The sequence below is a fragment of the Quadrisphaera sp. DVD1 genome, assembly GCF_058932755.1.
The window spans coordinates 1-7673 of the sequence record NZ_JBZYWI010000143.1; the positions used below are offsets into that span (position 1 = coordinate 1).

Below are 7673 nucleotides of genomic sequence, written 5' to 3' on the forward strand. Positions count from 1 at the left end.
CGGCTGCGGCCCTCGACCCGCTGGGCGACGGCGCCGAGAACGACGAGCAGGTGCCCCGGGCGCTGGACGGCGACCCGGCCACGTCGTGGAGCTCGGAGACGTACAGCAGCGCCGACCTCGGCGGCCTCAAGGACGGCGTCGGCCTCGCCCTGGACCTCGGCCAGGACGCGAGCGTGTCGAGCGTCGAGCTCGCCGTGGCGGGCACCGGCGGGGTGGTGGAGGTGCGCACCTCCGCCGACGGCGCGCTGGAGGGCAGCACCGTCGCGGCCACCGCCGACGTCGGCAGCGGCGGGCCCGACCCGGTCCGGGTCGACCTTCCCGCCCCCACCACCACCCGGTGGGTGCTGCTGTGGTTCACCGCGGCGCCGCAGGCCGACGACGGCTTCCGCGTCGACCTGTCCTCGGTGCAGGTGGGCTGAGCCGGTCGTGCCGGCGAGCGGGGGCCGCGGAACACCCCGCCCGTAGGATCTGTTGACGCCCGCAGCGCAGGGGCCGGCTCCACCGGCCCGGCGCAGCGGCAGACCGACGAGAGGGGATCCCGTGCACGAGGACGTCCAGGAGCTGGTGATCGTGGGCTCCGGTCCGGCGGGCTACACCGCCGCGATCTACGCCGCCCGCGCGAACCTGAGCCCGGTCCTGATCGCCGGCTCGGTGACCTCCGGCGGTGCCCTCATGAACACCACCGAGGTGGAGAACTTCCCCGGCTTCCCCGAGGGCCTCATGGGCCCGGACCTCATGGAGCGCATGGAGAAGCAGGCCGAGCGGTTCGGCACGCGCATCGTCTGGGACGACGCCGTCCACCTCGACCTGACCGGTCCCGTCAAGACGGTGAGGACCGGCAACGGCGAGACGTTCTCCGCCCGCGCGGTGATCCTCGCCACCGGCTCCGCCTACAAGGAGATCGGCCTCGACAGCGAGAAGCGCCTCTCCGGGCACGGCGTGTCCTGGTGCGCCACCTGCGACGGCGCGTTCTTCCGCGAGAAGGACGTCGCGGTCGTCGGCGGCGGTGACTCCGCGATGGAGGAGGCCACCTTCCTCACCCGGTTCGCCCGGTCGGTGACCGTCCTGCACCGGCGCGACACCCTCCGCGCGTCCAAGATCATGGCCGACCGCGCCTCCGCCGACCCGAAGATCCGCTTCACGTGGAACACCGAGGTCCTCGACCTGCGCGGGGAGGACAAGCTCTCCGGCGTCGTGCTCCGCGACCGCACCAGCGGCGAGGTGAGCGAGCTCGACGTCTCGGGCCTCTTCGTCGCCATCGGCCACGAGCCCCGCACCGAGCTCTTCCGCGGCCAGGTGGCGCTGGACGAGCAGGGCTACGTCGCGGTCGACGGCCGGTCCGGCCGCACCAACCTGCCCGGCGTGTTCGCCTGCGGCGACGTGGTCGACCACGAGTACCGCCAGGCGATCACCGCCGCGGCCTCCGGCTGCGCGGCCGCCCTCGACGCCGAGCGCTACCTGGCCGCGCTGGACGCGACCGACTCCCCGCGCGTCGCCGCGGTCGAGGCGGTGGAGGTCGCCGAGGCGACCGCCGTCTCCTGACCGCTCCCCGTCCCGGGCCGCGCCCCCCGCGCGACCCCTCCCGCACCGATCCCCTGGAGGACGCCATGAGCACCCGCCCCGTCACCGACGACACCTTCGACGCCGAGGTCCTGCAGTCCGACAAGCCCGTCCTCGTCGACTTCTGGGCCCCCTGGTGCGGCCCGTGCCGCCAGGTCTCCCCGATCCTCGAGGAGCTGGCCACCGAGCACAGCGAGGCCATCGAGGTCGTCAAGGTCAACACGGACGAGAACCCGCGCACCGCGGCGGCGTACGGCATCACCTCGATCCCGACCCTGAACGTCTACTCCGGCGGCCAGCTCGTGAAGCAGATCATCGGCGCGCGGCCGAAGCCGGTGCTGGTCAAGGAGCTCTCCGAGTTCCTCGGCTGAGCACCGGACCCGTGACCGCACCCCGCCGCCAGGCGCCGTGAGGAGCACCCTCCTGCGACCCGGGGACTCCGGTCCCCGGGTCGCGGGCGTGCGCTCGGTGCTCGTCGACGTGGGCGTCGCCTCGGCGGCCGCCCGGCCCGGCGAGCAGCCCGACGTCTTCGACGCCCGGCTGGAGCTGGCCGTGCGCGAGTTCCAGCAGCGCCGGGGCCTGACCGCCGACGGCCTCGTCGGGCCGGAGACCTCCCGCGCCCTGGACGCCGCGCGCTGGCGCCTCGGCGACCGCATCCTCCGCTACACCCCCGGGCACCTCCTCGTCGGCGACGACGTCGTGGAGCTCCAGGAGCGGCTGCTCGGGCTCGGGGTGCTGGCCGGTCGCGTCGACGGGCTCTACGGGCCCGACACCGAGCGGGCGGTGCGCGAGCTGCAGCGCTCGTGCGGCACCGTCGTCGACGGGACCTGCGGGCCGACCACCCTGCGCGTGCTGGCCCAGCTGGCCCGCACCGTCGGTGGCGGCGACGCGGCCGCCCTGCGCGCCGCCGAGCACGTGCGCCGGGCCGGCAGCAGCCTGGCCGGCCGCACCGTCGTGCTCGACCCGGGCCACGGCGGCAGCGACCCCGGCGCCCTGGGCGGTGGGCTGACCGAGGCCGACGTCGTCCTCGACCTCGCCCAGCGCCTCGAGGGCCGCCTCGCGGCGTCCGGGGTCACCGCCGTCCTCACCCGCGGCGCCGACCAGGACCCCTCCCTCGCCGAGCGGATCGCGCTGGCCACGGAGGTGCGGGCCGACCTCTACCTCTGCCTGCACTGCGACGGGGCCGGGCCGGGATCCCCCGGCGCGCACGGGGTCGCCTCCTCCTACTGGGGGCAGGCGCGCACCGACGACCGCCCCGCCGTCCGCTCCGTGGTCGGAGCCCGCCTGGCGGACCTCGTCCAGCGCGAGCTGGTGGCGCGGACCCCGCTGGCCGACCTGCGCACCCACGCGCGCTCCTGGGACCTGCTCCGCCTGACCCCGATGCCGGCCGTGCAGGTCGACCTGGGCTACCTCACCAGCCCGTCGGACGCCGCGCTGCTGGCCGACCCGGCGTTCCGCGACACGTGCGCCGAGGGGCTGCTGGCCGCCGTCCAGCGCCTCTTCCTCCCCGAGGAGGACGACGCCGCCACGGGCACGCTCTTCCTCGGCGACGTCGTCGCGCGCTCGCGCGGCTGACCCAGCAGCCGTCAGCCGGCGCTCAGGCGCCGGTGAGGGTGGGCACGCGGACCGTGGCGAGGATCCGCTCCAGCGCCGCCTCGACGTCCTCGCGCCACGACAGCGCCGTCCGCAGCTCCAGGCGCAGCCGGGGGTAGCGCGGGTGCGGGCGCACGACCGTGAACCCCACCGCCTCGAGGAAGGCGGCCGGCACCAGGCAGCCCGCCGCCGCGTCCGCCTCGACCGGGGCCTCGACGCCCCGGGCGGCCCGAGCCGGTGCAGCGCCGGCCTGCTCCTCGCCGCTCGCGTCGCCGAACGCCTCGAGCGCCCTGACGCCGCGCTGGGTGAGGTCCTTGGCGACGCCCTGGACGAGCATCCGCGCGATGCCGCCGCCGCGGTGGCGCGGCAGCACCTGACCGCTCATGAGCAGCACCGCGTCACCGCTGACCGGCGAGGTGGGGAAGGCGAGCGAGCGCGGGACGTGCACCGGCGGGGCGTAGGTGAGGAAGCCGGCCAGCTCGTCGTCGACGTAGGCCAGGCGGCCCGCGGTGCCCCACGACAGCAGCACCGACGACAGCCACGCCTCCTTCTCGAAGGCCGTGCCGCCGTCCCGGGCGGCGCGCCGCGCGGCCACCGGGTCGAGCTCCCACCGCACGCAGCTGCGGCACGCAGCGGGCAGGTCCGGCAGCGACTCCAGCGTCAGCGGCGCCATCCGCCTGCCCATCGCCGTCCCCTCCGTCCCCCGACCGGCTGAGGCCGCTCGTCCACAGGCGTCGTCCACACCCTGTGCACCGGCCGGGCTCGCGTTCACCCGGTCGGCGCAGCGCGGTTCAGCGCTCCAGCGCCTCCGCCGGTGCGGCCCCGGCGTCGGCCCCGGAGCCCTCGACCCCGGCGTCGTCGACTCCCGGGTCCTCGGGCGCCAGGGCGCCGAGGATGCGGTTGAGGTCCTCCACGGTGGCGAACTCGACGGTGAGCCGCCCCTTGCGCTGGCCCATGGCCACGCTGACCCGGGTCTCGAAGCGGTCCGAGAGGCGGGCGGCGAGGTCCTCGAGCTGCGGCGCCCGCTCGCCGCGGCGTGGGGCGCGGCGGGGGCTGCGGTCGGCGTCGCCCCCGAGGGCGACGACCTCCTCCGTGGCCCGCACCGACAGGCCCTCAGCCACGATGCGCTGGGCCAGCCGCTCCATGGCCGCGCCGTCCTTGAGCCCGAGCAGGGCCCGCGCGTGCCCGGCGGAGAGCACGCCGGCCGCCACCCGGCGCTGGACCAGCGGCGGGAGGCGCAGCAGGCGGATGGTGTTGGAGATCTGCGGGCGCGAGCGGCCGATCCGCTGCGCGAGGTGGTCGTGCGTGCAGCCGAAGTCGTCGAGGAGCTGCTGGTAGGCCGCGGCCTCCTCGAGGGGGTTCAGCTGGCTGCGGTGGAGGTTCTCCAGCAGCGCGTCGCGCAGGAGGTCGTCGTCGCTGGTCTCGCGGACGATGGCCGGGATCGTCTCCAGGCCGGCGGCCTGGCTCGCGCGCCAGCGCCGCTCGCCCATGACGAGCTCGTAGCGCGGCCCGCCCTCGTCCGGGGCCACCGGGCGCACGACCACGGGCTGCAGGACGCCGATCTCGCGGACGCTGTGGACGAGCTCGGAGAGGGAGTCCTCGTCGAACACCTGGCGCGGCTGGCGCGGGTTGGGGACGACCTGGCCGACCGGGACCTCGGCGAAGCGGACCCCGGGCACCGGGAGGAGCTCCTCCGTCGGCTCCTGCACGATCCACGTGGAACGCCCGTCGTCGGCGGGGGCGGGCGCGTCGTGGTGGCGGAGGTCCACCTCGCGGACGGTCCCCTCGGCCGCCGCGGCGGCGTCCGCGTGGGCGTCGGCGAAGAAGAGGTCGATGGGCCGGGTGGAGCCCGCCGGTGCGGTGGGGATGAGGGCGCCGAGCCCGCGGCCCAGCCCCCTGCGGCGCTCGGTCATGAGTGGTCTCCCAGGTGTGCGCCCCGCGAGGGGCTGCTCGAGGCCGGCACGGTGGCGCCGTGGCCCTGGTCGGGCCCGGTCCCGGCGGTCAGGTCGACCACCGGTCCGGCGCCGGGCGCGGGGTGCGCCTCGGCGTCGCGCTCCGCGATCTCGCGGGCGGCGGCCAGGTAGGACAGCGCGCCGCTGGAGCCGGGGTCGTAGGACATGACGGTGAGCCCGTGGCTGGGCGCCTCGGAGATGCGCACCGACCGCGGGATCGTCGTCTTGAGGACGGTCCTCGGGAAGTGCGTGCGGACCTCGTCCGCCACCTGCGCGGCCAGCCGGGTGCGGGCGTCGTACATCGTCAGCAGGATCGTGGAGACGTCCAGCGAGGGGTTGAGGTGCTCCTGCACCAGCCCGATGTTGCGCAGCAGCTGGCTCAGCCCCTCGAGGGCGTAGTACTCGCACTGGATGGGGATGAGCACCTCGGCGGCTGCCGTGAAGGCGTTGACCGTGATGAGCCCGAGGCTCGGCGGGCAGTCCACCAGCACGTAGTCGAGCCGAGGCTGCCCCGACCGCTGGCGCTCGACCAGGTGGTCGGCGATCGCCTGGCGGAGCAGCGACTCGCGCCGCTCCATGCCCACCAGCTCGATCTCCGCGCCGGCGAGGTCGATGGTGGCCGGGCAGCACTCGAGGCCGCGGATGTCGGGGCAGGCCTGCAGGACGTCCGAGATCGGCATGCCCTCGACGAGCACCTCGTAGGTGCCCGGGATGTCGCTGTGGTGGTCGATGCCGAGGGCGGTGGAGGCGTTCCCCTGCGGGTCGACGTCGATGACGAGCACCCGCAGGCCGGACTGCGCCAGCGCCGCGGCCAGGTTGACCGTCGTGGTGGTCTTGCCGACGCCGCCCTTCTGGTTGGCGACGGTGATGACGCGGGTGCGGCTCGGGCGGGGCAGGGCGCGGCCGCGCAGGGTGATCCGCAGCCGGGCGTCGGCAGCGGCCTGGCGCATCAGCGGCGTGTCGTCGTCGGAGTGCGGGATGACCTCCGCCACCGCCGTGCGCCGCCGCAGGTCGGCGGCGTCGGAGGCGGCGGGGGCGGCACCGCCCCTCGCAGCGCCCTGCTCGGCCGCCTGGTCCTGCTGCTCGCTCACCCGTGGTCCTCCCCGTGGTCGACGCGCTGGCGTCCTGCTCCAGCCCCGCTGCGCCGGCCAGCGCCAACCCTAACCCTGACGACCGTGGTGGGGACCGGAAGCACGCCGGTGCCCACCTGGACGACCTCCCACCCCACCGCCCCCGCGCGGCGGAGCGCCCCCGTGGTGCGCGCGACCTCCTCGGCCGCGCTCTGCCCCTTGATGGCGAGCAGCTCGCCACCGGGGGCGACCAGCGGCAGGCACCAGCGCGCCAGCCGGTCCAGCGCGGCCACGGCGCGGGCCGTGACGACCTCGGCGGGCGCGACCTGCCCCTCCCCCGACCCGCGCACGTCCTCGGCCCGGCCGCGGACGACGCGCACGTCGAGCCCGAGGTCGGCGACGACCTCGTGCAGCCAGGTGGTGCGCCGCTCCAGGGGCTCGACGAGCGTCACCCGCACGTCGGGGCGGGCCAGCGCCAGGCACAGCCCCGGCAGCCCCGCACCGCTGCCGACGTCCACGACGCGGGCCCCCTGGGGCAGCAGCTCGCCCACGACGGCGCAGTTGAGCACGTGGCGGTCCCACAGCCGGTCCACCTCGCGCGGGCCGACGAGGCCCCGCTCCACGGCGCTGGTGGCCAGGTGGTCGGTGTAGCGGCGGGCGAGGTCGGCCCGGTCGCCGAACACGGCCTCCAGGACCGCCGGGTCCGGCGGAGGAGCGCCCGTTCCACGTGGAACTCGGGCGCCGCCGCCGTCGGTCGCCGGCGAGCTCACGCCGAGGCGGGCTGGACGACGACGCGGCGCTGCGGCTCCACGCCCTCGGAGTCGCTGACGAGCCCCGCGGCGGCCACGACGTCGTGGACGACCTTGCGCTCGAACGGGTTCATCGGCTCCATCCGCACGGCGGCGCCCTCGGCGCGGACCTGCTCGACCACGTCGCGGGCCTGCTGCTCCAGCTCGGCCCGGCGCTGCACCCGGTAGCCGGCGACGTCGAGCATGAGCCTGCTCCGCTGGCCCGTGCGGGCCTGCACCGCGAGCCGGGTCAGCTCCTGGAGGGCCTCGAGCACCTGGCCCCGCTCCCCCACGAGGCGGCGCAGCGACGCGGCGCTGGCCGGCTCGGCCACGACGGACAGGGAGGCGCGCCCGTCCTCCACGTCGATGTCGATGTCGCCGTCGAGGTCGGCGATGTCCAGCAGCTCCTCGAGGTAGTCGGCGGCGACGTCACCCTCCTCCTCCAGGCGGGAGGCGCTGGTGCCGACGTCCTCCCCGGAGGCGGCGGCCGACGGCGCGGCGCTGGGCGCGGCGTCCCCGGGCTCGGGGGTCTCGACGTCGCTGGTCTGCGGCTCGGTCACGGCTGCCTCCTCGGCGGAGCGGGCGGGCGGGGTCCGCCCTGGCTGGGTGGTGCTCCGGTGCTGGTGCGGTCAGTCGGTGGCGCCGGCGGTGCCGGTCGACCCCGGCCCCTGCCCGCCGCTGCGCGGCTTGGTGCCCTTCGCGCCGCTGCC

At 76.3% G+C, this 7673-nt stretch carries 9 protein-coding genes; 4 read left to right on the top strand and 5 right to left on the bottom strand.

Annotated elements, in window-relative coordinates:
• The 4 genes from AC5FZL_RS13805 to AC5FZL_RS13820 form a co-directional block, all read left to right on the top strand.
• The coding region (locus AC5FZL_RS13805; RefSeq protein ID WP_493619465.1) for a discoidin domain-containing protein at positions 1-419 on the top strand (419 nt) is incomplete at its 5' end.
• A 121-nt stretch (positions 420-540) separates the two neighbouring features.
• Complete coding sequence (gene trxB, locus AC5FZL_RS13810) at positions 541-1542, top strand: thioredoxin-disulfide reductase (RefSeq protein ID WP_493619466.1); 1002 nt, start codon at positions 541-543, stop codon at positions 1540-1542.
• 65 nt (positions 1543-1607) lie between these two features.
• Entirely contained in the window at positions 1608-1931 is a 324-nt protein-coding gene (trxA, locus tag AC5FZL_RS13815; RefSeq protein WP_493619467.1) for a thioredoxin, read from the top strand.
• Positions 1932-1968: 37 nt separating this feature from the next.
• Entirely contained in the window at positions 1969-3135 is a 1167-nt protein-coding gene (locus tag AC5FZL_RS13820; RefSeq protein ID WP_493619468.1) for an N-acetylmuramoyl-L-alanine amidase, read from the top strand.
• 22 nt (positions 3136-3157) lie between these two features.
• Here the strand turns inward: AC5FZL_RS13820 and AC5FZL_RS13825 are convergent, their stop codons facing one another.
• The 5 genes from AC5FZL_RS13825 to AC5FZL_RS13845 form a co-directional block, all read right to left on the bottom strand.
• A complete protein-coding gene (locus AC5FZL_RS13825; RefSeq protein ID WP_493619469.1) occupies positions 3158-3838 on the bottom strand; it encodes a GNAT family N-acetyltransferase in 681 nt (226 codons plus the stop codon).
• Between the two features lie 106 nt (positions 3839-3944).
• A complete protein-coding gene (locus tag AC5FZL_RS13830) occupies positions 3945-5066 on the bottom strand; it encodes a ParB/RepB/Spo0J family partition protein (RefSeq protein WP_493619470.1) in 1122 nt (373 codons plus the stop codon).
• A complete protein-coding gene (locus AC5FZL_RS13835) occupies positions 5063-6196 on the bottom strand; it encodes a ParA family protein (RefSeq protein WP_493619471.1) in 1134 nt (377 codons plus the stop codon). Before AC5FZL_RS13835 ends, AC5FZL_RS13830 begins: the two co-directional genes overlap by 4 nt.
• The gene (gene rsmG / locus AC5FZL_RS13840) at positions 6193-6858 is read right to left on the bottom strand and encodes a 16S rRNA (guanine(527)-N(7))-methyltransferase RsmG (protein WP_493619472.1); all 666 of its coding nucleotides are present in this window, start codon (positions 6856-6858) and stop codon (positions 6193-6195) included. Before rsmG ends, AC5FZL_RS13835 begins: the two co-directional genes overlap by 4 nt.
• Before the next feature lie 83 nt (positions 6859-6941).
• A complete protein-coding gene (locus tag AC5FZL_RS13845; protein ID WP_493619473.1) occupies positions 6942-7523 on the bottom strand; it encodes a Jag family protein in 582 nt (193 codons plus the stop codon).
• Positions 7524-7673: the final 150 nt, after the last annotated feature.

Excerpts from the sequence above, each read along its gene's own strand:
- trxA (WP_493619467.1), top strand. The coding sequence starts at position 1,608 with ATGAGCACCCGCCCCGTCACCGACGACACCTTCGACGCCGAGGTCCTG.
- AC5FZL_RS13825 (WP_493619469.1), bottom strand. The coding sequence starts at position 3,838 with ATGGGCAGGCGGATGGCGCCGCTGACGCTGGAGTCGCTGCCGGACCTG.
- AC5FZL_RS13830 (WP_493619470.1), bottom strand. The coding sequence starts at position 5,066 with ATGACCGAGCGCCGCAGGGGGCTGGGCCGCGGGCTCGGCGCCCTCATC.